This is a genomic window from Segatella copri, assembly GCF_019249655.2.
GTDB lineage: Bacteria > Bacteroidota > Bacteroidia > Bacteroidales > Bacteroidaceae > Prevotella.
In genome coordinates this window covers 465,256-488,485 of record NZ_CP137557.1, presented here as the reverse complement: position 1 = coordinate 488,485, position 23,230 = coordinate 465,256, and the positions used below count along the sequence as shown (strand labels likewise).

General features: G+C 41.6%; 20 protein-coding genes and 1 pseudogene. 3 read left to right on the top strand and 18 right to left on the bottom strand.

Going from position 1 to position 23,230, the window contains the following annotated elements; all coding sequences use genetic code 11:
• Positions 1-24 precede the first annotated feature (24 nt).
• The 14 genes and pseudogenes from KUA49_RS01965 to KUA49_RS01900 all read right to left on the bottom strand — a co-directional run bounded on the left by KUA49_RS01965 (position 25) and on the right by KUA49_RS01900 (position 14,090).
• A complete protein-coding gene (locus tag KUA49_RS01965; protein WP_218413337.1) occupies positions 25-2,352 on the bottom strand; it encodes an outer membrane beta-barrel protein in 2,328 nt (775 codons plus the stop codon).
• 98 nt (positions 2,353-2,450) lie between these two features.
• On the bottom strand, positions 2,451-2,621 hold the full coding sequence (locus tag KUA49_RS01960; protein ID WP_218413336.1) for a hypothetical protein: 171 nt from the start codon (positions 2,619-2,621) through the stop codon (positions 2,451-2,453).
• Positions 2,622-3,349: 728 nt separating this feature from the next.
• Positions 3,350-5,659 (bottom strand): outer membrane beta-barrel family protein, encoded by a 2,310-nt coding sequence (locus tag KUA49_RS01955; RefSeq protein WP_218413335.1) that lies wholly within the window; start codon positions 5,657-5,659, stop codon positions 3,350-3,352.
• A gap of 2 nt (positions 5,660-5,661) precedes the next feature.
• Complete coding sequence (locus KUA49_RS01950; RefSeq protein ID WP_218413334.1) at positions 5,662-6,492, bottom strand: hypothetical protein; 831 nt, start codon at positions 6,490-6,492, stop codon at positions 5,662-5,664.
• Positions 6,479-6,691 carry a hypothetical protein gene (locus KUA49_RS01945; RefSeq protein ID WP_218413333.1) on the bottom strand — a complete coding sequence of 71 codons (213 nt, stop codon included), beginning with the start codon at positions 6,689-6,691 and terminating at the stop codon, positions 6,479-6,481. Before KUA49_RS01945 ends, KUA49_RS01950 begins: the two co-directional genes overlap by 14 nt.
• 4 nt (positions 6,692-6,695) lie before the next feature.
• Positions 6,696-7,622, bottom strand: coding sequence for a grasp-with-spasm system ATP-grasp peptide maturase (gwsG, locus tag KUA49_RS01940; protein WP_218413332.1), 927 nt, complete (start codon positions 7,620-7,622; stop codon positions 6,696-6,698).
• 260 nt (positions 7,623-7,882) lie between these two features.
• Entirely contained in the window at positions 7,883-9,790 is a 1,908-nt protein-coding gene (gene tnpC, locus KUA49_RS01935) for an IS66 family transposase (RefSeq protein ID WP_318331659.1), read from the bottom strand.
• A gap of 64 nt (positions 9,791-9,854) precedes the next feature.
• Positions 9,855-10,190, bottom strand: coding sequence for a hypothetical protein (locus KUA49_RS01930; RefSeq protein ID WP_203041573.1), 336 nt, complete (start codon positions 10,188-10,190; stop codon positions 9,855-9,857).
• Positions 10,187-10,519, bottom strand: coding sequence for an IS66 family insertion sequence element accessory protein TnpB (gene tnpB, locus KUA49_RS01925; protein WP_218413610.1), 333 nt, complete (start codon positions 10,517-10,519; stop codon positions 10,187-10,189). Before tnpB ends, KUA49_RS01930 begins: the two co-directional genes overlap by 4 nt.
• Positions 10,520-10,521: 2 nt before the next feature.
• Positions 10,522-10,866, bottom strand: a complete 345-nt coding sequence (locus KUA49_RS01920; RefSeq protein WP_218413609.1) for a hypothetical protein — start codon at positions 10,864-10,866, stop codon at positions 10,522-10,524.
• A 399-nt stretch (positions 10,867-11,265) separates the two neighbouring features.
• A pseudogene (locus KUA49_RS01915) lies at positions 11,266-12,030 on the bottom strand (hypothetical protein).
• Between the two features lie 32 nt (positions 12,031-12,062).
• Positions 12,063-13,013: a relaxase/mobilization nuclease domain-containing protein gene (locus KUA49_RS01910; protein ID WP_218413630.1), complete on the bottom strand. Its 951-nt coding sequence runs from the start codon at positions 13,011-13,013 to the stop codon at positions 12,063-12,065.
• Positions 13,010-13,423, bottom strand: a complete 414-nt coding sequence (locus KUA49_RS01905; RefSeq protein WP_218413631.1) for a plasmid mobilization protein — start codon at positions 13,421-13,423, stop codon at positions 13,010-13,012. The genes KUA49_RS01910 and KUA49_RS01905 overlap by 4 nt, the downstream gene beginning before the upstream one ends.
• A 184-nt stretch (positions 13,424-13,607) precedes the next feature.
• The gene (locus tag KUA49_RS01900; protein ID WP_117829707.1) at positions 13,608-14,090 is read right to left on the bottom strand and encodes a DUF3408 domain-containing protein; all 483 of its coding nucleotides are present in this window, start codon (positions 14,088-14,090) and stop codon (positions 13,608-13,610) included.
• Positions 14,091-14,487: 397 nt separating this feature from the next.
• Here KUA49_RS01900 and KUA49_RS01895 point away from each other — a divergent pair, with 397 nt between their 5' ends.
• Both KUA49_RS01895 and KUA49_RS01890 read left to right on the top strand, forming a co-directional pair.
• On the top strand, positions 14,488-14,799 hold the full coding sequence (locus KUA49_RS01895; RefSeq protein WP_008656559.1) for a helix-turn-helix domain-containing protein: 312 nt from the start codon (positions 14,488-14,490) through the stop codon (positions 14,797-14,799).
• An 85-nt stretch (positions 14,800-14,884) separates the two neighbouring features.
• Positions 14,885-15,193: a helix-turn-helix domain-containing protein gene (locus KUA49_RS01890; RefSeq protein ID WP_318331658.1), complete on the top strand. Its 309-nt coding sequence runs from the start codon at positions 14,885-14,887 to the stop codon at positions 15,191-15,193.
• Between the two features lie 239 nt (positions 15,194-15,432).
• Here KUA49_RS01890 and KUA49_RS01885 read toward each other — a convergent pair whose 3' ends face one another.
• From KUA49_RS01885 to KUA49_RS01870, 4 genes are all read right to left on the bottom strand, one after another.
• The gene (locus KUA49_RS01885) at positions 15,433-15,795 is read right to left on the bottom strand and encodes a hypothetical protein (RefSeq protein WP_005942354.1); all 363 of its coding nucleotides are present in this window, start codon (positions 15,793-15,795) and stop codon (positions 15,433-15,435) included.
• A complete protein-coding gene (locus tag KUA49_RS01880; RefSeq protein WP_318331657.1) occupies positions 15,792-17,003 on the bottom strand; it encodes a site-specific integrase in 1,212 nt (403 codons plus the stop codon). Before KUA49_RS01880 ends, KUA49_RS01885 begins: the two co-directional genes overlap by 4 nt.
• Positions 17,004-17,067: 64 nt before the next feature.
• Positions 17,068-18,300, bottom strand: coding sequence for a site-specific integrase (locus KUA49_RS01875; protein WP_318331656.1), 1,233 nt, complete (start codon positions 18,298-18,300; stop codon positions 17,068-17,070).
• 337 nt (positions 18,301-18,637) lie between these two features.
• On the bottom strand, positions 18,638-19,309 hold the full coding sequence (locus KUA49_RS01870) for a transcription termination/antitermination NusG family protein (RefSeq protein ID WP_218412663.1): 672 nt from the start codon (positions 19,307-19,309) through the stop codon (positions 18,638-18,640).
• Between the two features lie 600 nt (positions 19,310-19,909).
• Here KUA49_RS01870 and KUA49_RS01865 point away from each other — a divergent pair.
• The gene (locus KUA49_RS01865; protein WP_218412664.1) at positions 19,910-23,203 is read left to right on the top strand and encodes a glycoside hydrolase family 2 TIM barrel-domain containing protein; all 3,294 of its coding nucleotides are present in this window, start codon (positions 19,910-19,912) and stop codon (positions 23,201-23,203) included.
• Positions 23,204-23,230: the final 27 nt, after the last annotated feature.

The window sequence follows — 23,230 nt, the reverse complement described above, 5'->3', positions numbered from 1 at the left end:
TATTTGTCTTTTCATAATGCTTTTTTATTTACTGATTCTACTCTCTTCTTCTCCATTAGAGTTATTTTTCTTGAAAGACATTTTGAATTTGTTAATATTGTATCGTAAAGTAATACTAACATTGCGACTATCAGGTGAGAGCGTACGACAAGATTCTATATTATATAAATAAGTGTTGTTGTTCGGCGTGGATTTGCGTAATAAATCATTGCCTGATATGATTAATGTTAATCTCTTGTTTTTACAGAAAGTCATATATGTACCCACAGTAAGACCATAAGCTGCCTGGAAAGAAGAGCCTAATGATTTGTAGGCAGAAGCAATATTTATGTTACAAAACAGCATCACATGATTTGTTATATCAAACTGATTGACAAAATTACCTGCAAATAAAGCCTTATTTTTATTCTTTTCTCCTAAAAAAGGAAGTTTTGTTATATCATAGTGGAAATTACCATTATATGCAAAACGAAATAGACCAAATTTATCTGAATAACTTGCACGCAAATCAAAATAGTCTACATTTGTATTAATAGGCTTGTTAACGATTATATTATCCCCCATTGAAGAAGTTTGAAATACATACAAGGGATAATCATGCTTATGGTAGTAATTCAAGTCTACACTAATTTTGTTTTTATAAACAAAAGACAAATATAGATTGTTTGAAATCATATGAGTTAAAGATACATTTCCTTGTTCATAAAGGTGTGCATTAATATAGCGCATCAAAGGTGATATATCTTGAAATTTGGGGCGATAACCTTTTGTTTCATATCCCATAGATACAATAAAAGATGGAGAGATTTGATACTCAACTTCTAAAGCAGGGAACACATTCAAACACTTCTTTTGCAAAATATTACTATCATATTCTTTGTAGCGATTGGAAGAATATTCAAACCTTACACCACCATTAAAATATAAATGCTTGAACTGGCTAGACAAATTGGCATATAAAGCTCCAACATAGTCCTTTAACTTCGTTTTGTTATTATAATCATATTTTTCTTCTTCATTGTTGGATATAGAATACCCATTGTTTATAATATAAGAGTGTTTCATACCAGTCTGTAATTGTAAAATATGACATAATGTTTGATTATAATCTAATTTTAAAGTATAAACTTCATATCTATTTCGACCATAAATATCAGTATAGGGTGAAGTTGTTAGCTTTACAGAATTATCATCTTTTGCTAAAGAGTTAATATAACCTAAATTGATATCCAAATTGGATTTTTGCATAGTATGCAAATACTTTGCCTCAACATTATGCGTAATATTTTTATCTTTATCATCTTGGACTGTAACTATTTCGGTTGTCTGATGTTTGACGGTAGAAGACTCTATGTCATTAGAAATATTTGAAGTTTTATTTACTTCTAGCATGTACTGAATATCAAATACATTATTTTGGGTAGGCGCAAAGGATGTATTGAAAATAATTCCATGTTGTGCAAAGTGCCCAATTTCATTATTTTCAGATACATTATTAGTAGTTACCTCTTTTGAATTTTGCTGATATATGTTATACTTGTTTGTTGCTGATTCTTTTGAACGTGAGTCTTTGAAAGTATATGATATGTAGCTTTTCCATTTTCCATTTTTTATATTGACATCAGCCGTTTGAGAATCACTATATCTCCTTGCAAATATAGACTTATGCTTTATCTGTGAAGAAACATAATCTTTTAATTCTTTTACAGTTTTAATTTTTATAACAGCATCATATTCTGAGCCGTAAGCAGAAGAAGCATGTGGCTCTACGCTAATGTCTTTAATTTGGGAAGGTTTTAATGAATTTAACTCTAAAGAGTTGCTTACTTCTCGTCCATTTATCAAGATAAGGATTTTACCTTTTCCTATCATTGAGATTCTATCTTCATTAACTGTGACAAATGGCAAAAATGATAAAACGGAATATACGTCAGGTTGTTTTTCTAAAGACGAACCAGAAACAGTTATTTTATATTCTCCATTTTTATATACAACTCTTCTCTTCCCTGTAACAACAACCTCCTTTAACATCTTTTCGTTTGGCTCTAGTATAATAGTACCAAGATTTACAGAATCACTTTGTTGTTTTTCCAAGGAAATTTTATAATTATTATAGCCAATACCAGAAAGTAATAAATAACACTTATGATGTGGAGATTTTATCATGAAGTGACCATTTTCATCAGATACGGTTCCTGACACAAAAGAGGAGTCTTTACAACTTTTCAAGACAACACTTATATAAGACAAGTTTTCTCCCTGCTTATTCTTCAATAAACCATAATAGTTTTGCCCCATAGATATAACACTTCCAAGTGTATAGAAAACAAAGAATAAAATATACCGTTTCATAAATGTTCATTAAAAATATCCTAATAAAGCAAAAGAGTATGTGCCAATCAAAGTCAGCACATACTCTTCACATTTTTACTGCAACTCAACCACAAACGTTAGTCATCTGTTATTGTAGTTGTTGTGGTGGTAGTGGTGGTGGTATGAGAGTGTCCCTCGCCATCTGTAGTAGTTGTAGTGGTAGTTGTCGTTGTAGTAGACACCTTGCCACCGCAAATTGTCACAAGTTCACTTTGGGACAACTTGTCAAAATTTGCAAATGTTTCCATTTTTAATTCCTTTCTTATTTACATTAATATTACTCCTGGATCTGCGTTCCTGGATGTACGCCTTTTAATCAGACGGGGCTGATTCATATCCATAGTGCTTATTGGGCAGAAAGGGTATTGGAATAATTGCACCAAAACGAAAGCAAACTGCAATTATTTGCTTCATTTTGTATTCCAGGTGCAAAGGTATAAAGACTTTTTGAAACAAAGTAATTTTAGGAGAATATTTAAACTATATTAAACTAAGTTGTACATGGTTATACTTTGCATAATGACAAGCAAAGTGCAACAATAATTACTTTACGTCTAGTTTACAGCATTTTTATTCTAGAGTTCTTCTCCATACCTCATTCAATCTTATCGCATCCATAGGTTTTGTCCTATAGTTATATCAGTGTCAGCAAACACTTATATCAGCATCACCTTATGTTTATACCGATACGAGCCAGTGCCTATATCGACATCGACTTACGTTTATACCGGCATGAGGCAACCCTTATATCGGTGTTGTTCAATGCCTCTATAAGTTTCGTGCATTGTTGCCTAATATACCGATTCCGCCACTTCCCATAACGTGACTTTTAGCTGGAAACCACCTTCGGCATAGTAAAACAAAGTTTCGGCAGAGAGGTCATCCTACACTCTCTGCCGAAACACTTACAAATTCCGTTTTCAGGCAAATTATTCCGTATGTATAGAAACATGCAGATGTATTACAAGGAAATGTTTTACAATCTTTCTTTTTCATCTGCTCCCGCATCTGTCATCACCTGATGCTTCAACTTATTGTGAGGATGTAAATTGAAAATAACAGATAGCTGTACTGAGCGAGTTTTATAACTTCTATCTTGGCTCATGATATTTATAGGCGAATATAATGTACACCTATTGTGGTTGTCATCTAAGATGTCATTGAATTTGAGCTGAACTTGCAAATTGTTCTTTAGAAGTTTTTTCTTCACATACATATCTAACAAATTCGTACTCTTGGATTTTATGAAACCATCAGCCATGCTAGATGTATAGCAATAAGAAACTCCAAATTGCCAAGTTTTCAATACAAATTGATTATTAAAAAGCCCAACAAATCCCAAAGTCTTAAAATTTTCATTCACACTATATTTTGAAGCATCCAAAAATTGCTTGTTCAAATCCAATTCAATAATAGGATGCCAAACTCCAACAACAGGTTCTCCTGTCAATGAAGCTGACACCAAATCTATACCGCTAATATTTGCACTTGTCAACTTGATGATGTTTCTGTCATAGTCATACCACTCAAACCAATTGTAAATCGGATTGGAATCGTGCTCATACTCTATGGAAAGATTCAACCAAGAGTAGGATATAGAAGCATCTAGTATATGCTCTATAGTACTCTTTAAATATGGATTTCCTCCTTCGTAAATGTATCTAGTATCATAAGTTACATTGTTTGACAGCTGTGAATATGTTGGTCTTGAAATTTTTGAAGAATATCCCAATGACATTTCAAAATCTCCATGAGAATAGCCTAATTGGACATTAGGAAACCAATTGTTATTATTATACGACAAATCATCTTCTGTACTATTGCCTATGGTTGTATTTGACAAATGCTCATAACGAACACCTCCACCAAACGTAAAATCAGCAGTTTTAAATATTGCATTCAAGAATCCTGCAACTCTCTTTTCAGAAACGTCAGCCATAGATGATTCTATCAAATTGCTTTGGCTATTATACTTTTGCTTACTTCTGGTAGATGTAATCTCTGTTCCCACTTCTGCATTGAGATTCTTAAGCAGCGGATATGACAACGTTATCTTGTTAGCAATAATCCTACCATTGGATGTATTGGAAGTTGGAATAACTTTAGTCTCGGTCGCCATCTGTTCAGTTTGTATTTTTTCTGTATATTTTTTTGTCCAATACAGCATTGAATTTGCATCAATCTTCATTTTTCCAACCAGTCCAGAATAATATAAGTTCAAATGAGAATTAGGACCACCTTTGTTCGTTCCGTCTTGGTATATAGCATCATAGCTATTTGACTTTCCATTGACACAGACGCTCTCTTCTCGATTCCAAATATAATACCGTGTAGGGAAGTCTCTCTGCAACTCATAGAATCCACCAATATGATGCTTCTTGCTTAAGTCCAGGTCAAATCCCATTTTGTTGACAATTCCCCAAAAGCGATTGGCATGTTTTAAATCTATGGTGTGGAGCTCTATGTTGTCTTTCCCAAGTATGTTGTTTCTTACATCTTGGGATATATCAGTAGCTTGATTCTTGACTTGAATGTTGTCGTAAACATTGATGTTGCTTTTATGATAATAGAGATTCAAGTCATTTTTTGTTGAGAATTTTGTGGCTCTTTTGTTTGAGCTAATGAAGTCCAACCCAAATCCGTTATTGTTGTCATCAAGAGTCTTGATGACAATAACGCTTTTCTTGTCTGCTGCATATTTTGCCCCTGGAGTAGTCAAGACCTCAATACTTTTTACCTTTTGAGAACTAAGTCTTTCTAGTTCTGCAGGGTCTGTAATCTCTCGATTGTCAATATAGATGGCAGATTGTCCCTTGCCTAAAACCGATATTCCTTCGTCGCTGACTTTTACTCTAGGCAATTGAGAAAGAATATCTGTTGCACTTCCCGCATCAGCTAAGAATGAGCCAGAAATCAAGGTGCGAGTACCACCTGGCACCAAATGTAGCTTAGGCATTTGACCTTTGATTACCACTCCTTGAAGTTCTGTAGTTTGCTCCTCCAGTGAAATATGCATACCATCACTAATTTTTGCAGTGTAGGATGTCTTGTAGCCAATAGAGGATACACTTAAAAGGCAGTTTGTGACATCTTTATGATTTATTGAAAAAAGTCCATCCTTATCAGAAAGTTCCCCTTCTACAAAAGAAGAGTCTACCTTGTTTAACAAAGAAATTGTTGCAAATGGTACAGGTGCATCATTCTTGTCGCAAACAACTCCATGAATCAACTGTGCATTAACCTTAAGGCTTATGACACATAAAAATATAAATAACAAATTCTTCATAATTATTCCTCCCACTTCTGTTTATAAGGATTATACTTACATTTTAATGGCTTGTCGTAAATGTCAGTTACAAAAGCTCTACAATCATTGCAAATGTATCTATATTCACAATCTTTACATACACGAATTTCATCCTTTGTTATGTCCCAATATTTTTGAAATTCTATACCGCAATCAGTCGTAGCCTCTATCTTTTGCTTCAAATAACAAACAAAGCCGATGCCATGATAAGTTGTGTCGATGAGACTCTTATGATAAGTGTCTGATGGAGCCTCATAGACAAATATTGACAACGGTGGGTATTGGGCAGCAAGTTGGAGATAATCAGGCGGATTTATTCCTTCCTTATATTTTACAATGATGTCAACACTTTTAAAATCAGCCTTATAAAAATGCCTAGCTATATTTGATAATTTTTGAATATCAGCGTCATAGAATATGCGAATTTCCAAATGTGCGCAATGAAGAGCTTGCAACTCTTCTGATATTTTTTTATAATTATGATTACTTGTAGAATCTATGTCAATAATAGCATTCTCCATTTCATTTGGGGAGAACCAAACTTTCTTAAGCGTAGGAAACAGAGAAATGTCATTAACCAAGCTTGCAAAGTTGTTGCTCACAAGAAATTCTGCAAAACCGAGCACATCTACATTTGCATATTTGTTTATAATACTATCTATTTTGTGTTTTCTAAACTCATCTAGAAGAGCATAAAATGCATTCTCAAAGAACAGAGTTCTCTGAGTGCAACAATCATATACCATTGTTCGTGTATATCCTTTTGTAAAAAAGATATTTGAGTACACATACAAATATTTATTTCTGTCCATAATCGTCTATTTTTGAAAAATCGATGATACATGAAATACGCTTTGACGGACGCTCGATAATAGCATAACTTTCCGTTTGGTCGGACAACAGCAAGTCGTTGCTGTCTTTTTCAGGCAACATTAACTCCTTTTCTATAATGCCATTAAAAAATAAAGGCAAATGTGCCATTTGTTCTTTACTGAAAATTTTATTTCCCATCACTTTATAATTTTTCAGCTACAAGCCTGTCTAAATACGAGTTACAAAGTTGTCCGTAAGCAACAAATTGCCCTACAGGATTCACCTCCAAGAATACATATTCCCCCTTGGGAGTTACCACCATATCGATAGAGCCTGTGTTCAAATGCAATAATGCCACTAGCTTTTCTAACTTCAGCTTAATAGAATTGGGAAGCTTGTATGGAACATACCTTAAGACTTCTCCCTTCCTGCTGTCAACTGTTGTGTCTGCATCTTGCTGTGAGAAAATAGCATAAGGAAAGTACATGCCCTTCAAAAAGAATATCCTTAACTCGTATTCTTTATCCAACCTCGTTTGTAAACATGATGCCATAAAGGTAGGAGGTATTGGAGCTAAATCGTTAAGGTCGTTTGTATATGAATAGAGAAAATGATGATTGTCAATTTCATAGAAACCCTCATAAATTGGCTTTGTTATGGTAGGTTCGCTCATCATGATTTCGTCTTTTTTGCATACTACATATGTAAATGGCACATTCAATCCTACATGGGAAGCCAAGTCTAACACATGTAATTTGTTTACAGAATGAGTAAAATAACTGCCTATTGTTCTGGACTCTCCAATTTTTCCCTCTATAGTCATATACACATATTCTTTCAAGGTTTGGTATTCCTTTCTGATATGTGATAATTTAACCTTTGAAAGTTCTGTTTTCTTGTAATTAAAATGTTTTGGAGCGATTCCATCCCTTCTATACCAATAAGAATCGCAAGATAACAAATTGTATTGCTTTTTGTTTCTTTCTACTATAATTTTCTCACTTGATATATAAGTGAAAACATAATCGTCTTCCATATTTAGACGGATAAAGCCTTTCTTCATAGCCTGTAGCCACATACAAACTTGTGAGGTCGCATAATCACTTCGTTGAGAAAATATAAGTATCATAAACCTTAATTTTAAAAGGAGGTTGCAGGGAATGTTGTCTCTGCAACCTCTAATGTTAGAATTCTACGCTTGAGTCTAAGTCACTATCATGATCTTTGTTGGAAACCTTTTCGCACGTATCAGCACTAGCTTTTGCTGACCAAGTCATACTAAAGTTGGTAAATCACCGTTAGAACGTAACTACTGATTTTCAGCAGTTAGCACATCCAACAATTTTTCAAAAAAAGCATATTATTAATTGGTATTGCCAGAGCTGCCAATTAGGCAGCCTTGACATTCACCTTTTTGTTCGAGTTATAATTACATGGGATTAGGGACATGAAGTCTTGCTCCCCCTCCATAAGTCGGGTGAGTATATCTTCTATATAATCGCCAAAATTAATGTCATTCAACTTGCAGCTCTCAAAAAGTGAGAACATAAAAGCTATGTTTTCCGCACCTAAATGGCTACCGGTATGCATCCAGTTTCGCCTACCCATAGCCAAGTGGCGGAACATTCGTTCGACCGCATTGTTATGCATCTCGACACGACCATCCTGCAAGAACACCTTGAAGGCCTTCTCGTCATCAAGTACATAGTTGACTGCTCGCTGAACCATTGCACCATAAGAAGAATCAAGCTTGATCTTCTTCAACAACTTCATCAACTTGCCAACGATCGATGCACTGTACTTAAGTCTAAATCGGCGTCGCTGCTTTGCAGTATGTTTGCGTATCTTCGACTCTCGCTCTATCTGGAAGAGGTAGTTCATCATCAAGATGATTACACGCACTCGATGGTCAGAGATATAAGCATCCACGAAGCGATGGCGGGCATGGAACCAGCAAGCTGTACGCACCAGTCCCATTTCCTCCAAATCCTTCTCAATTGTCTCATACAAGACTGCTCTGTCTGCAGTAAACACCCTTATACAAGAGTCCTTGAAGATGGCATCTTCCTGCACACTGTGACTACGGCTACCCTCCTTATATTCCATCACACAAAGCTTGGCTTCCATGGAGAGGGCAGCATGGATGTACTCCACATTGTACTTAAACTTGTCTTCCTTACTCTCACGACTGCGAACCACGATTCTTGACTCGTCATTCTGGGTATAGACACACTGACGGATACGCTCAAGCATCACAGGTCCCAGGCGTTCACGAAGATAAGTCATGATTTGCTGCATCCAACCGTTCAGGGTTGACTGAGCTACCTTCATACCCATCTGTGACAACATATCCAACAAGCGGTTTTCGGAGAGATGATAAGCGAACTTCGACTCCAGATAGAACCTACAGAAGGATGGCATCAAAGGATTACCCTTGATGATACTCTGAGGATACTTGCTGCTCTGAGGATCAGAGCCAGGTACATTAAAGCGTGCTATCTTGTATTCCTTACAATAAACCTCTTGTTTCTGATAGAAGAACAGACGGACTACCCACATGTCCTTCTTACCCTTACGTATGATAACCTTTGCATTCTCAGGAAGATCAGATTTATCTATGCCGAAGGACTTCAAGACTCTAGCAGTTGTTGTATAACGCTTGCGAGGGAGTTGACTATCTGATTCCTGCTTTTCTTTTTCTGTTTTCTTGGGCAGTTTTACAGCTGGTTGCTCTGGAGCTGAAGATGCCTTAGACTCTTCATCCTTATGCTTTTCATCCAACGCCTCGTCAGCAGCATCACTGATTTTCTTTTTCAATCCATCAAGCCCCATCTCATTGACCTCTGCGTCGGATGTATCCAACACACCATTCAAGAGATTGGTCATATCTGAGTTATGAGCAAACTTCCTATGAAGGAGAACCTCGATGATAGTTTTATAATCAACCTGAGCCTTGTCTGCTATATCCAACAAGGCATTTGCCTTTTCATAATCATCTGCCTTGGAATGAAGTCGAGATACCTCTGCTCGTAATTCCGAGTTATCAGATTCCGCTTGGGTCAAAGCCACCTCCAACACATAGATACGAGCATTTGCATCTGATAAATCTTCGCTTAACATAGAGATACGCTCGTTTGCCTTGTCAAGTTCCTCCGACAACTCTGTATCACCTTGCTCAATCTGCTGTTTGAGCAAGCCAACAAGCTGTTTGGACTTGGCAAGGTCATTGCTAGCTTTAGTCAACATTGACTTATACGTAGCAAGCTGCATCTCTATATTACTCTTGTTATTTATCATGTGTACAAAGATACTAAATTTCTGCGACATATACAACTATTTCTTGTTAAGAAAAGTTATATAACTACTTGTTTTTCAGAAGCTTATAAGATTTCAAAAACAACTTTTCCTCGTATTCCTTGTTTTTCTTTTCCAAAGCTTCTTTTGCTGTCAGAAGAGATTTGCGCTCTCTCAATAGAGCAAGCAGTGCTTCCTGCTTGCCCAAAATATACTCTTGTATCTCTACCATCGCATCCATGATTTCAACCTGACGCAGATTCATTCGAGAAATTTCCTCTCGAATCGCCTTTTCATCAGATGAACCTTGCTGTAATGAGACTTGAAGCTCTGCAACACGAGATTGCATACGCTTCAGTTCTGCATGCATGGATGGTATCAAACTCTTAATATCAGTATTCATAATATGATTTCCGTTTGTACAGATGTTGATAGCAACAGTATCAATGTCTCACGGTTTATCTTATGACAGCGAGCTGCCTCCAAGAAGCGAGGCTTGAGAAACTTACCATCATCAAACCACTTCTGGTATAAGACAAAACCATTGATATCATAATGTAATATTTTAACCTTGCGGTAATCCTTGGAATAGAAGATGAAGGCTTCATCATAACTATAAGGATCATGCTGCATTTTTTCACGGATGATTCCTGCCAACCCCTCACGACCATTGCGCATATCAGTGGGTGTGGAACTCAAATAATAAGTTGTTCGAGAAGTGAAGTTCAGCATGGCTATGACATTTTATGCAGCAGTTCTGCAACTGCAAACAGGTTAGTACACTTGATTTCCATCTCATCACCAGTCGGAGACTTCAAAATCAGTCTCTCAACTTGCCAACCTGCAGGAGTTTGTTGCTCGGGAACAAAATTCTCCTCAACTGTCAAAGCGATAAACTCACCTTCGCCTAGCTTCTTGTTTTCATCTGGTTGAAGCTTATTTGAACGATATGATTTCTTAAACTCAATGAGCCAGTCATAATCCACTGCCTCATCCTTACAATACTTGCGCAAGCTACGACCTTTACGGTTTTGGTTGTAGTCCTGCATCACTTTTTCGAAATATTCCCTTGTTTCCATTATCAAACTGTTTTGATTACGGATGCAAAGGTAATATATTATATAGGTACCGCCATACGGGTTAACGGTGATTTACCTAAAGTTGTCCACGTTACCTCCGACCACATTCTGAAGTGCCTCAGAAGCAAACTCTTCGTTACAGTTGAATTTTTTCATTTTCGTCTGTATTAAAAAGCATTTCTACTATAGCGTTAGAAACATTGCTGCTATTGAGTTGTAGTGAGCTTAAATCAATATAGCTATCTGATTTCGTTTGCAAAGGTATTGCAACTTTTCTTATAAACCAAATAAATTAAACTACATTAAACTATTTGACTATGTTTTTAAACTTATTTTATCATTTTGATAAAAAATTACATAAATAGTCAACACATTGTTTTATCAAAGGCAAAAACATAGTCATTTATGATAGTTGCTTCGTCCGACATTAAACTTACGCTTAATTTCATTTGATTCACGAAGTAATCTACTTGCTACACTATCTTTACAAGCTGCCATTTCTATCATTTCATAATGATAGCGAACAGAATCCTCATAAGCAGTAACACGATTTCTTACATTGTTGATAATATCTTCATCTCGTTGCACATTGAAATGCTTTTCGATGTAGCGAATATTCGGGTCATCAGATGGAAGAACCATTTTCAATGCCCTATATTTCAAGTCTGCCTCCTCCCAATCTTGATGCTCTCGTCATTGAGTGAGATTGCCCCAAATGGAAATGACAAGAGATAGAGCCAAGCCACCTATGAAAAGAAGAACATTCTTTGAGGTTGGCTCGAAGCGATGGGTTACAACCTTCTTTTGAGGTGATTTGTTCATTACTTCAAGTTTTTCCTGCAATGCCTTCGAGGTGACAGTATGCTCTTGTTTCATCTGCTTGACAGCATCTACCAAGAGCTTGTTTCGCTGCTCTTTTTTGCCAAGTTCAACCTTAATAAGGTCAGCAAAAACAACAATGGCATCTCTTAATTTGGATATTTTACCTCTGACTTCCTCTTCCTTGGTAAACATCGCATTGATTGACTTATCCAACTTGGTTATGTCATTACTTGCAGGAACGTTTTCTGCTCCTGCGTTCTTTGTGGAGACAGAAAGTTCATCGACTTTCTGCTCCAATCTCTCAACTGTGCCGTAGATGGCTTCCAATAGTTCTTCTTTCATGTTCGATTCTAATTTTAAGTTTGTAACTTGCATCAAAGGCTGAAGCCCTTTCTGCGTTTCCTCTTTTTCTTCTTGGCGGATTCATCCTCTGGGAATGACTCATAAGTTTGGGCATTAGACGGAGCGAACAAGCCGATGGAAGAAATGCCGTCCCAAGGGTCTTGGCTGCTATCCGACATGGATGGCTCATGGTTGCTCTTGTGATAGCCTTGCTCGTATTGCAGAGTAGAGTTGGATTTTGGTGATACATGGTTCTCCATTCCCTCAAATCTCGCATTCAGTTTGCCAAAGCTATAGTCTCGGCTAATCTGCATACCCTTGAAGCTATATCCATCCTTACAAAAACGGATGCCTTGAACCTTGCTCCGCTCCTTGTCTTTATAGACAAGCTCCAGGTGAACACCTCGTTTTTCAAGCTCACTCTTGAACTTTTGCCAGCTATCTGCGACTTTCAAAGCATCATTGACGGCATTGTAAATCTCGTATTTGGCACGCTCCGCATTGCGTAATTTGCGAGTGTTAGTCTTGCTCTTGTCCGTTCCATAAGTCAGTCCATACTTGGATTTTAGAGCCTTGGTCACTTGCTCATTATGCCTGTAATCATTCCTGTCTGATATGAGTTTGCCCTCGTTATTGATGCGGTTGTACACGATATGACAATGTGGATTGTCCGTGTTGTGATGCCTTACGATGATGAATTGGGTATCAGTGATGTCCATCATCTGCATATATTCAAGGGCAATCTTAGCCATGAATTCATCCGTCAAACGTGGCTTGTCCTCGGGCTTGAAGCTCAAAGCTATGTGCCCCACAGGCTTCTTAATCCTTGGATTTAGTTGCCTTTGCAGCTCGAAACTTTGCGTTATCTCGGCATTCGTGCCGAGCAGAACACCATCGGAAGCAAGGATTTTCGCCTCGTCCTTGCCTGTCACATAGCGGATGCAACCACCAAAGGATGCCCCTTTCTTTAGCTTTCCTATCATGTGGTATCCTCCTTTCTGTTCATTCCGCTTGGCTTCGGTTTAGAACTTGCTTGGCGATACTCACCAAGGATGGATTTCAATCTTCTCAACAAGTCCACCACATATACATGGGTTTCATGGAAACCTCTCTGATGCGACAGCTTGGTAAGTTGGTTGAGGTTGTTCGCCATACCAATGAGATTCTTGGCAATGGCTACCGTCTCTGCATTGTGTCCGCTGACCACCTCGCCATTCAAGGCTGACTCACGGATATACTCCGCCAACTTGCGGTTGACTTTTCTTGCCCTCAGTCTCAAAGCCTCGTAGCTTGGCTTCGAGAACTTCACCGTGACAGACTTCGACAGCTTGCGAACCCTGCCTGTGGGCGGTCTTCCGCCCTTTTTCCTATTCTGTTCCTGTATGCTTGTCATTCGATATACTGTTTACAGTTGGTACACTCACTTTCTGCGACCGTCGGGAGCAAAATTCCTCCGCCATCATGGTGGAGCGAGGCGTTTTGGGGTTCCCAAAACATAACCTCGCTCCCTCTCAGAACACGTTAGTTGGAACTACAGCCTTTCAGCTATCCACGTCCAAGGTCGCAGACCTTAATTCTCACAATTTGCGCCAAGCCTCGAAGTCCTCTTCATAAAGGCTTAGGTGGTGGCGCACGATGTTCTCGATGATGCCCGATACGCTCATGCGTCTCCCTCCGAGGATGCGGACGACACGATCAAGACGGTCTCGTACATCGGAACTGACGAAGACTGGCTTGCGGTCGTCAATCCTTGGAACCTGGAGGAAGGTCTGCTGATACTCCTCCAATGTCGCCTTGCGCTGCTTGCCACTGATGCGCTTCTGCGGATTCGGTGGCGATTGAGCCTCGTTCGTTGATGTTTCCTCTCTATAGGGAGTTGTTGCAGCAACTTTCTCTACAATTGCTCTCAACTCTGGGTTCTCTACATCATCATAGAGAGAATCACAACTACTTGGATTGGCTTTGTTGCCATACGTAGATGGTTTAACAAAATCCAAATACTCTTTTTCCATCAGCTCCTTTTGCTCAGGAGCCAAGACTACATCTTTTGTTCTTGCCATAGCTTATGCTGTTTTATTTGTTAGTATAGTGGTCACGGTTTGCACCATTGACCGATTGTCGGGTGCAAAGTAAGTGTACTGAGTGCAGCCATGCAACTGATTGGGTGTAACGTGGCAATTTAGTTGTGGCTTGCTTATTTGCATACCGAGATAGTTGTGAGAACTTCAACGTATTTCTCAACTCATCATTGTTCATGTATTCGTTGCAGTCGTGCAAGTTTTTCTTGTTGTTTTTGGCGTTGAAGTCGGCAAACCCCGGCAACATACTGCCACAGAAATTGAAAACGCTTGTTTTTAGATTGCCGTGCCTTATCTTTGCACTCACAAACGTGGAGCACAGCATATGCGTGGAGCTTTGCGACATATAACATAGTATTAACTTAGAAAAAAGAAAAGTATGGGATTCATCGTATTCGAGGAAGAGGCATTCAACTATCTTGATGCCCAGTTGGAGAACTTCGTGAAGCGCATGGACAGAATCCGTGAGCGCAGTGAGGACAAGACCATGAACAAGTGGCTCGACACGCAGGACGTGTGTCAGACGCTCAACATCTGCCCACGGACAGTGCAGACGCTTCGGGACAACGGAACATTGGCTTATACGCAAATCAGCCACAAGACCTACTACAAGCCGGAGGACGTGATGGCTATCGTAGCAGTAGTGGAGGACAAGAAAAAGGACATGCGCTTTCGCAAGCGCACAGGTTAGGAGGCTGTCAATATACAACAGCCACTTTATCCAATGCAGCAAGTAAACCGAGTAACGTAAGTATTAACAATAAAACGAGACAACTATGAACAATGAAGTAATGACAAGAAACAGCGAGTGGATGAACCACATCGTGAACCACCTCAACCGAATGGTTGACAATTTTGAACGTGCCGTGATGAACTACCGCCCCATGCTTGGCGGTGAGCGCTTCATGACGGACAAGGAGCTTTGCGCCAGGCTGCAACTGAGCCGAAGAACCCTGCAGGACTACCGAAACAACGGTGTCATCCCGTATATCCAGCTTGGCGGAAAGATACTCTACCGCGAGTCCGACATTCAGAAGATTCTGATGGCTAACTATCGTGAGGCGTACAGAATGAAGGGCTTGTAGGAGAAATACATGTCCTTGATGAGTGGGGTGAAATGAACAAGGCGACAACGTATAACTTACCGAGCGTGGTTGTTATAGGTTGTCGCCTCGTTTTATTGGCTATACCGAGTTGGTCGTGTTTGCCGGGTGTTCTCCGTATGGTCTGTATAAAATCTAATACCATGCTAAAACACACTGCGGTGGTTCGCCCAAGTGGCTGGAGGCGCAAAGCCTCCAAGGAACGTTGCTTTATGGCAGGTCTATGCCATTGCATTCTCTGTAAAGATACAGACCAGTTTAGTACGGCTTGTCTGTCTGCCGATGACGGACTGCATGATGAACTCCCGAAAGGCTCTGCTCTCAATGCTGTCAATACGGAAGGCTACCGCAATGACGAGTTCAAGACTATACACATCATAGCTGATGCGGTCGTTCTTCCTGACATGACGGCGTACACCCTGCTCTTTCAGAATGCCATCCTTGAATATAGCCTTGACAGCCTTGCGCACATAGCAGCCGAACACATTATACATGTCGGCAATCTCCTGCATGGTCATCCATACAGTATCGGTCGGCATGGATACCGTTCCGCTCTCGCTGATTGTTATAACTCCTCTGTTCATTTTCCAATAGTTTTTTCGTTCGATAATCTGTTCCTTTCCCGCTTGGCAATAAGCTTATCCATGTCATTTGAAATCTTCTGCTCCGTCACCTGCGCATAGACCTGTGTGCTTGTAATGTCTGCGTGTCCCATCATCTTGGCTATGCTGCCGATGGGAATGTCCTCGTTGAGCATCAAGACTCCGAATGTATGGCGGCTGGCGTGGAATCCCAACTTATTACTTATGCCAAGCACCATTCCAAGGGTATGCACATCAAGATAGATGTCTTTCTTCTCACCCAGTGGAAAAACAGGCTTGCTGTCGTCCGTGGTATTGTAGAGCGAAAGAATCTTCTCGGCTATCGGATGGAGTGGCACGAAGAACTCCACGCCTGTCTTCTCTCTTTCCTTGCGGATGAACTTCCTACCCTCGGAGTTCTCACTGATATGGTGAGGGTACAGTTTCTTTACATCTATATAGGATAAGGAGGTGAGCGAGGCAAAAATGAAACATCTGCGTGCAAGCTCCGTTCGCTCGTCAGCCATCGGGGTAGAGAGCATCTTGATGAAGTCTGCCTTGCTGATATGGGTCATCTTCGGGGCTGCCTTCTTCTCATACCCTATCTTGGCTATGGGATTGAAGCGGATAATTCTCCTGTCCACTGCCTTGTACATCAACATGTTCAGCCAGAGAAGGCAATGGTTCACGTAGCTGTCGATACGTCCCTGGTCTCGTTTCAGGAATAGCTTGTATTCCTCCCCGAAATTCTCGTCTATGTCCTCAAAGGCGATGTCGTCCTTATCCAACGAATGGACAAAGGCTCTCAGGTTCTTCTGCCATGTTCGCTTGTGCAGAAAGGTTTGCCTAGCTCTTGCCGTTCTGTACCATTCCACGATGGTATCGCCAAAACTCAGCAAGTATTTTCCTGTCGTGTCCTTGTCCTTCAACACAGCCTTCAGCATTTCCACGGTGATGATGCCATTGGTGGTAAGAAGTGAGTTGTATTTATCCTTGACCTCAGCAAGGAAACTTGCCAATCGTCCGTTGTCCCTTGCGTTCCGTACCTCTCCCTTCTTGGCGTTCCACTCCTGTGGGGTACAGGATATGCCTGTGGAAATGGCTGCGCTTTTGCCGTCAACGGTGATGCGGCAAAGTATGTTGGCTGTTCCGTCTGCCTTCACCTTCTGTCTGTTGATGTAAGGCAAAATTGAAAATGTACTTCTGCTCATAGTTGTTGTCCTTATAATATAATAATGTAGTTGAAACTGTAAAAAGAAAAGTTGAAAGCCTTGTTCATAATGCGAGAACGAAGTCCTTCTCGGTTGCAGCGATGAACTTGTCCATGTCCTCAAACAGCTTCTTTTGGGTTACTCTCGCATACCGCTGCGTCATCTTCACATCCTTGTGACCGAGCATCTTGCAGATGGTCTCCATCGGCACACCAGCCTCCAGCGTAATGAGGCTGGCGAACGAGTGTCGTCCCGAATGGTAGGAATAGGTCTTGCTCGTTTCCGCCAACTTGCAGATGGTTATGAGATCGATACGAACACGATTCGTGCTCAGCAATGGGAAAAGGGTATCTCTTGCCCCGTCCTCGTATCTCGCCATCAGCTCCAACGCCTCGGGCAGGAGTTTCACCCTGGCAAGTGTTCCGGTCTTCTTGCGGTTATAGACGAGCCATTTGTCACCATCCTCCAACACCTTGACATTGGCTTTCGTGATGGAAACGGTGTCTATGAAGGCTGTTCCTGCATAGCAGGCGAAAAGAAACAGGTCACGGCTAACGGATAGTCTCGGTTTGTCTTCGGGTAGTTCCGCATCACGGATTTTTATGAAATCAGACATGCTGAGAGCCTTGGGTGTCGTAACCTTTGGAGTGCCAACCCGATAATGGGCGAACAGCAGGTTCTTGCACAAGCCTCGCTCAAAGGCGATGCGGCACATCTTCTTGAAGAGCGACACATAGATGGTGATGGTTCCTGATGAAAAGCCTTTCTCGTCAAGCAGGTAATGGTGAAAGTCACTGATGAAAGGCTCGGTCAGCTGTCCGAAAGCCAAATCAGTCAACCTATACTTCTCCCCGATGAACTCAGCGAGATTCTTGCGAATCTTTCTGTAAGTCCAGACACTGCTCTTCGACATATCGATGCCCTCATGGGTGCTGAGTTCGCTGATATGCTCGTCCACGAAGGAGAGAAGGGTGGTCTGTGTCTTGACGCTGCCCTGCAAGGCCTCCTTGACATCCTTAGCCTCGAAGTCCGTTCTCTTTTCCACAAGCACATCGAAAGCCTTTTGGATGGAAAGCAACAACTGCTCGATGTCCTTGTTGGTCTCCACGGCTTCCTTGCTCTTGCCCTCCAATCGGCTGGCACGAGGATTCCAAAGCGATGGAGTGCAAGACAACTTGCAGGAGAACTGCGCCATAGTCCTGTTCACCGTGATGCGTCCCATGATGGGAGCTTTTCCATTCTTGTCCATTCCGCTCTTTTTTAGGTAGAGCAACACCTTGAATTTTTCGATTTTCATAACGCTTACATTTTGAGTGTGCAAATATAATCATTTTGTAAGCGTTCCTTGATACGTAAAACATTGAGAATCAGCGCAATAAAATCCGTTGATGCACAAAGTTGCCTTTCCGCATTGTTACCTGCTTTGCATAGGTAACTGTGGCTCACGATTTAGTAACTGAACTACTTCAATATTCCTCACTCGCTTGCTTTATGCCGATTTGGCAATTTTGTGCAAATCTACTCATTCCCAACTGTTTACGTTCCAACCTCTCTTATTCTCCTTTGGCTGCTTTAGAGCTTTATGTTAACTCAGATAACTCATAGTTTTTAATGCAACAAGTTCATTCTACAACTCAACTTTCTTCAACGATTTCTAGTAAATTTCTACTTATCGTAAGCGTTGCACCACTGATATACTTAATCTCACTGCCGATGACGGCTTTCTTGCCATTATAGCTCTGTACGTATGCTTCCACACCTTTCATGCTACCAGATACCACTCGCACTTTGATACCTTTCTTCAAAGGAGCAGGGGCAGCAGTGACAGGTTCTTCATCATTCTCTACAAAATATCGATAGTTGGCAATAACCTGGTCGGGAATTTGGTATATTTTCCTTTGACCTGGCATCGTCAGCATCTTATACACATCCGAACGGAAGCGGATTTTGTCAAGTTGTCTCGAAGAGACGTTACAAAAGATGAAGGTGGAAAGAAATAGCTTTTCTTTCACTTTTCGCTTATTGGAACGCTTGTCTAAATAAACTACTTTTACCTTGGGAATCCAGTAATCAAACCAAACATGATTGTGATTAAGATTGATTCGTATTGAATCAGCTATTCTCGTTTCACAGTTCACTCTCACTACAGCCACATACCATCCTGCATCAGCTGGTTTTTCAAGCCCTTCATTAGGCGTTTGGGGAGCCTTTTTCTTAGCGTTTTCTTCACTTTTCGCCACGGCTTCGCCGTCGTCCCCTGCAATAGTGGACGTAACCTGTGCTTGTATATTTGTCTCTTTTATCATGCGAATCAAGTTCGTTTTTTGATGTCGATCATCTGAATCTCTACATAAGAGACACAGGATCTCCCTGCAAAAATACGAAAATTGTTGGAAACTAGCAAATTATGCGTGTTAAAAAATAATATCATTCAGCGAAATTCAACATTTTTTTAGCATTCTTTTCGTGCGCATTTTTCTAAGTAGTTGATTGAACGAATGTTTTCGACATTTCTGTGTCTCTTATGTAAAGATTCAGAAAAATTGGTTCATTTTGGTTCATTTTTCGAAATCCCTCTTTTTATTCTTTTTTGTAGCTTATAAGGCTGCCAGTATTTTGGCGTTGGCATCATCCACTTCTGAGCTTTTAATGGAATTGAGATAGATCTGTGTGGTGGCTTCGGAATGATGCCCCTATATATAGTAAGACAGAATATTAACAACATATTTACCCTGTTTTGCACAGAATAGCGCATCACTATTTTGCGCGAAACCGCTTTTTTATCCCATTTCGCGCAAAATAGCGCACTTTTATTTTGCGCGAAACGATATTTTTTGTATCTTTGCACCAAATCTAAACAGATTCATAACTAGCTAACTTGTAATTATTAATAATTCAACCAGACAATGAAACAAAAACATTTATTTTGGGGAGCTGCGGTTGTACTGACCTTCCTCTTCAGCGCATCAGCTGTTGCACAGCCTAGACATACCAAGAAAAAGGTGAAGAAGGTGGTGGAGACCAAAGTTGACGTTTGTCCGTTTACAGACAAATGGGTAGAAGACGAGACTAAGTTTGAGGATCGCAAAGAAAAAGCCCATGCTACTTTCGTGCCATATTCTTCTACTGCCACCATGCAGAAGGACGATTACTACAAATTCCCATGGCTCACCCCTAAGCGTGCCAATTATCTGTTGCTCAACGGCAAGTGGAAGTTCCACTATACTGCCGACTGGAAACAGGGCAAGCCTGAGAAGGATGATTTCTGGGCAGACAACGCCGATGTTTCTTCATGGAAGGAACTCCAGGTGCCTCTCAACTGGGAAATGGCTGGATATGATGTGCCTGTATATAATAATGTGGGCTATCCTTTCGAGAACAAACCGCCATTCATCACAGCCTTCAAGGACAATTTCGACAAGAATCCGGTAGGTTCCTATCGCCGTAACTTCAACCTGCCAGAGGGTTGGGAAACTGGCAAGCGCGTGTTCCTGCACTTCGACGGTGCCTGCAGCGCCATCGTGGTTTGGGTAAACGGTAAGTATGCCGGCTATTCACAGGGTGCCAATACAGATGCTGAATTCGATGTCACCAACCTGGTTCGCAAGGGCAACAACAACGTATCGGTTCGCGTTTACCGCTGGAGCGATGGCTCTTATCTGGAGGGTCAGGATATGTGGCACCTGGGTGGAATCCACCGCGATGTTTATCTCGTAGCTACTCCAAAGACCTTCGTAGCAGATCATTACATCACTTCAGCCCTGAACAGCGATTATGCATCGGGCAAACTGAATGTTGACCTGACTATCAATAACGCTGCCAAGGAGAAATCTGAGAAGACGCTGGAGATTGAGCTCCTCGACCCTCAGGGAAAATCTGTTGGCAAGCAGTCGGCACAGGTTGCCATGACTGCCAAGGACGGCGAGAAGAGCTGCCGCCTTACCATCGACAACCTGACTGGTCTGAAGGCTTGGACCTCAGAGCAGCCTAACCTCTATACCGTTATCGTCCGACAGAAGGCAGGCGACAAGGAAGAGATGGTATTCTCTACCAAATACGGTTTCAGAGATGTTGCCATCAAGGGCAAACTGGTTTATGTAAACGGCAAGCGAGTATTCTTCAAGGGTGTCAACACCCAGGATATTCATCCACTCTATGGTCACGCCATCGACGTGGAAACCATGCTTCGCGACGTAATCCTGATGAAGCAGGCCAATGTGAACACCGTTCGTACCAGTCACTATCCTCGTCAGGCTAAGATGTATGCCATGTTCGACTACTACGGATTGTACTGCATGAACGAGGCCGATGTGGAGTGCCACAACAACCACTCACTCTCTAACAATCCTTCCTGGCGCGCTACCTACGTGGACCGCACAGAGCGCATGGTATTGAGAGACCGCAACCATCCTAGCGTGGTATTCTGGTCGCTCGGTAACGAGTCGGGCGGTGGCGACAACTTCCAGGCTACCTACGATAAGGTGAAGGAGCTTTTGCCTGGTCGCGACGCTTGGGTTCACTACGAGGGCTACAATCACGGTGCCAAGTACTCAGACTTCGGTTCAGACATGTATCCAAGAATCGAGGTTGTGAAGAAGCAGATGAACGGCCTCAACAACAAGCCTTACTTCATCTGTGAGTATGCTCATGCCATGGGTCAGGCTGTGGGTAACCTGCAGGAATACTGGGATCTCATCGAGGCTAGTACCGGTATCACCGGTGGCTGCATCTGGGACTGGGTTGACCAGGGTATCTACGATACACGCCGCATCCGCAAGGGACTTCCTCTGAAGGATCCTAAAACCGGACTCCACTACTACACATCCGGTTACGACTATACCAAGATGAACAACGGTTACAGAGGATTCCAGGGCGACTTCATGAGCAACGGTATCATTACTCCAGGCAGAGAATGGACAGCCAAGCTCACCGAGGTGAAGTATGTTTACAGAGATGTGAACTTCGAGTCTTTCTACAGTCGCGTGCTCACCCTGAAGAACAAGTGCGCATTCACCAACCTGGCTGATATCTATAATCTCAACTACGAAGTGCTCCGCAATGGCGTATCTGTAGAGAAGAATCAGGTGGCTATCCCATCTGTATTGCCAGGCAAGACCTGCGATATCAACATCCCATACACCACCGCTGTAGATGATAAGGCAGAGTATGTCATCACCTTCAGCCTCATCCTGAAGAAGGCTACTTCCTGGAGCAAGCAGGGTTATATGATGGCTCAGCAGCAGTTCAAGCTTTCTGCAGAGAACGCAGGCAGCACATCTGTAGCCGACCCTACCTTCGTACAGAAAGACCATGGCAAGTTGCCAGCTATCCAGGAGAAGGGCAAGCTGAAGGTGAAGGATAACACCATCACCGGCAAGGACTTCAGCATCACATTCGCAGAGGATGGTACCATCGCCAACTGGACTTATCGCAATACTCAGCTCGTTCAGCCTAACGCTGGTCCTGACTTCAACGGCTTCCGCCGCATCGCCAACGACAACGTGAACCTGGGTGCTACAGGTGGTGTTGCCAAGAACGAGAACAAGGAAGAGGGTGCACTCACCGGTAAGAAGATGATGGTGAAGGCTCCTAAGAAGCAGGGCAAGAACGTGGTTGTGGAAACTGCCGTTACCAATGGTAAGGATACTCACCAGATTGCTTACATCATCTATCCTAACGGAACCGTGGATATGAAGGTGACTACCAACAATTCTTCTGAGGAAACCCGAAGAATCGGTATTACCATGCAGTTTGCTCCTGGTTTCGAGAACGTGGAGTATTATGCCAAGGGTCCTTGGAGCAACTACATCGACCGCCAGAGAGGTTCGCTGTTAGGTTTGTACAAGACCACCGTGGATGGCATGTTCGAAGAGCAGAGTGCTCCTCAGACCATGGGCGACCGCCAGGGCTTGCGCCAGTTGACATTGGACAACAACAGCACAAAGTTGCAGATTACCACCGAGGGCATGGTAGCCTTCTCGTTGTCTCACTTCGATGATGCCCAGTTCAACTACGACGTATTCTATGGTGGCAAGCATCCTTACGACCTGGTACGCTCTAACCAGATTTTCGCTCACTTCGATTTCTGGCAGCGTGGCATCGGTAACCGCAGTTGTGGTGGCGACTCTTGTCTGCCACAGTACATGACTCCAACAGGAGCTCATGAGTTCACCTTGCGCTTCACTCCAATGGTGAAATAAAGGAAATAAAGAATAAGATATAAAAAA

Excerpts from the sequence above, each read along its gene's own strand:
- KUA49_RS01965 (WP_218413337.1), bottom strand. The coding sequence starts at position 2,352 with ATGAAACGGTATATTTTATTCTTTGTTTTCTATACACTTGGAAGTGTT.
- KUA49_RS01960 (WP_218413336.1), bottom strand. The coding sequence starts at position 2,621 with ATGGAAACATTTGCAAATTTTGACAAGTTGTCCCAAAGTGAACTTGTG.
- KUA49_RS01955 (WP_218413335.1), bottom strand. The coding sequence starts at position 5,659 with ATGAAGAATTTGTTATTTATATTTTTATGTGTCATAAGCCTTAAGGTT.
- KUA49_RS01950 (WP_218413334.1), bottom strand. The coding sequence starts at position 6,492 with ATGGACAGAAATAAATATTTGTATGTGTACTCAAATATCTTTTTTACA.
- KUA49_RS01945 (WP_218413333.1), bottom strand. The coding sequence starts at position 6,691 with ATGGGAAATAAAATTTTCAGTAAAGAACAAATGGCACATTTGCCTTTA.
- gwsG (WP_218413332.1), bottom strand. The coding sequence starts at position 7,622 with ATGATACTTATATTTTCTCAACGAAGTGATTATGCGACCTCACAAGTT.
- tnpC (WP_318331659.1), bottom strand. The coding sequence starts at position 9,790 with ATGATAAATAACAAGAGTAATATAGAGATGCAGCTTGCTACGTATAAG.
- KUA49_RS01930 (WP_203041573.1), bottom strand. The coding sequence starts at position 10,190 with ATGAATACTGATATTAAGAGTTTGATACCATCCATGCATGCAGAACTG.
- tnpB (WP_218413610.1), bottom strand. The coding sequence starts at position 10,519 with ATGCTGAACTTCACTTCTCGAACAACTTATTATTTGAGTTCCACACCC.
- KUA49_RS01920 (WP_218413609.1), bottom strand. The coding sequence starts at position 10,866 with ATGGAAACAAGGGAATATTTCGAAAAAGTGATGCAGGACTACAACCAA.
- KUA49_RS01910 (WP_218413630.1), bottom strand. The coding sequence starts at position 13,013 with ATGATAGGAAAGCTAAAGAAAGGGGCATCCTTTGGTGGTTGCATCCGC.
- KUA49_RS01905 (WP_218413631.1), bottom strand. The coding sequence starts at position 13,423 with ATGACAAGCATACAGGAACAGAATAGGAAAAAGGGCGGAAGACCGCCC.
- KUA49_RS01900 (WP_117829707.1), bottom strand. The coding sequence starts at position 14,090 with ATGGCAAGAACAAAAGATGTAGTCTTGGCTCCTGAGCAAAAGGAGCTG.
- KUA49_RS01895 (WP_008656559.1), top strand. The coding sequence starts at position 14,488 with ATGGGATTCATCGTATTCGAGGAAGAGGCATTCAACTATCTTGATGCC.
- KUA49_RS01890 (WP_318331658.1), top strand. The coding sequence starts at position 14,885 with ATGAACAATGAAGTAATGACAAGAAACAGCGAGTGGATGAACCACATC.
- KUA49_RS01885 (WP_005942354.1), bottom strand. The coding sequence starts at position 15,795 with ATGAACAGAGGAGTTATAACAATCAGCGAGAGCGGAACGGTATCCATG.
- KUA49_RS01880 (WP_318331657.1), bottom strand. The coding sequence starts at position 17,003 with ATGAGCAGAAGTACATTTTCAATTTTGCCTTACATCAACAGACAGAAG.
- KUA49_RS01875 (WP_318331656.1), bottom strand. The coding sequence starts at position 18,300 with ATGAAAATCGAAAAATTCAAGGTGTTGCTCTACCTAAAAAAGAGCGGA.
- KUA49_RS01870 (WP_218412663.1), bottom strand. The coding sequence starts at position 19,309 with ATGATAAAAGAGACAAATATACAAGCACAGGTTACGTCCACTATTGCA.
- KUA49_RS01865 (WP_218412664.1), top strand. The coding sequence starts at position 19,910 with ATGAAACAAAAACATTTATTTTGGGGAGCTGCGGTTGTACTGACCTTC.